Annotated in this window: 1 protein-coding gene and 1 pseudogene; both read right to left on the reverse strand. The window is 30.6% G+C overall.

The annotated features are described in order from the left end of the window. Positions 1-739: 739 nt before the first annotated feature. Positions 740-1,288 (reverse strand): DNA-binding protein, encoded by a 549-nt coding sequence (locus JOC59_RS09220; protein ID WP_250966277.1) that lies wholly within the window; start codon positions 1,286-1,288, stop codon positions 740-742. Between the two features lie 13 nt (positions 1,289-1,301). After that, positions 1,302-1,703: pseudogene (locus JOC59_RS09225) on the reverse strand (RepB protein); the annotation flags it as partial. Positions 1,704-1,793 lie beyond the last annotated feature (90 nt).

Here is a 1,793-nt window from a genome sequence, read left to right on the forward strand (position 1 = left end):
ACAAAAATTGGACGGCATGACTCCGGTTGAATTCCGGAAACATGCCATCCAATTAATCGCTTAAAACATCACTCCAATTTATGGGGGTCAGTTCAGTGCCTTATCTTTTCTTTGAGCATATACAGCACCTTTGTTTTTGAATTTTAGTGGATCTGATATCATATTATTTTTAATTGATGTAAATAAGGACGGGTTTTTAACATAAGTATTCCAATGTTGTATAACAAAAGGGTCCCCTTTAGGATATATTCCATGAATAACTTCAAATATTTTTTTTATCATCTTTCTTTCCCTGTCTTATTAATAAATGGTAGGTACAAAAACTATACTATAGCAATAATAAAAAAAACAAGATTATACATTAATATGCCGAATATTCAATTTATAATTAAAACCCATATGGAAAAGCGAGTAATACTCATAATTTTTTTGATGTGCAACATAATTTATTCAAAAAAATTATTTCTCATATAAGAGAACAGCACACAATGATACATTACCCCGAATTCAATAAATTGGATTGTGTTGCATATCAAAACAAAAAATAATTAAATAATTCGAGCAACAAGTGCACACCACAAAAAGTATGAAAGAAACAATCATATCACTTGTATCAATCATGTATATCGTTCTATTGGATCTTCTATCGTCTGCACAATAGAAAAAGACATTATCATAAGGCTGTAACACGTCAGAAACCGCTTGAATAACTGTAAACAAAATTCTTATTTAGTTGAACCTATTTACCAAAATTCCACCACTTTTTATTTTTCTTTTGGGGTGCTTCTTTCATATTTTCTACTGAAGTTTCTTTTTGAATAGAGTCGTTTTCTTCACTATCTTTTGTTGGTGTATTTAACGATTTTAAGTTTTTTATTTCTACCTTATACTCCTCTAATAATTTTTTATCCTGTAATGCTAACCGTTGTTGCTGATCTAATAAGCTTTGCATTTGAGTTATCTGTAAATCTTTATTTTCTAATTGTTTGTCTTTAACGGTTAATTGTTGTTCTAATATTGTAAGTATAGATTCTCCATCAGTTGTTTGCTTACTATCACTGGTATCATTTACTTTGCCACCGTTACCATCAACGTTACTAGCGATTTTACCAGTATTGTTACCACCTAAAAAATGCTGCTTTAAAAGCATGTAACCAGTAACCGTTACTACCAACGTTTTCACTCCGTTGCTATATACGGTTTCTACGTAATTTTCTCTAAATTCATCAGTCAATCTTTTTCTAACTGCTTGTTTAGATACATTAAATTCATCAGCAAGTTCTCGGATTGTTTTTTAGTTTTCACTCATGATCTATATCCTGCCTTTTAACGATTGGTAGATACTGTTCAATCGATTTTTTAAGGTACTTAGTAATATTCTTTTTTGAATAGTCATCTTGCTTATCTTTTATATATGCCAAATGCTCTTTCACACCGTTTAAGCCACGTAAGGCTTTTAAGTCGTCATAGAGTGGATAAACATTTTTCTGTAGTCCTGCTAATATTTTTTTATCCATAAGGTCCAGATATGACAATAGAAATTGTTCCATAAGCAGCTTTGTATATGGACTATCCATTGCCTGCAAAACTAATTCATTTTCACTTTCTTCTTGCCTTATCTTATCGTCAATATAAACTAGATCATCTAACTTGTAACTACTATCATCTGCGACTTGTTTTTTATTAATGTGAAAAATAAGGTTCTGGTGCAAAATTAACAAAATAGTCTTTGTAATACATTGGGACGATTGTTGAACGGATCATTGTACTAATAATTCGATTAGTGATTGTGA

It is taken from the genome of Periweissella beninensis (assembly GCF_016908275.1).
Classification (GTDB): Bacteria; Bacillota; Bacilli; order Lactobacillales; family Lactobacillaceae; genus Periweissella; species Periweissella beninensis.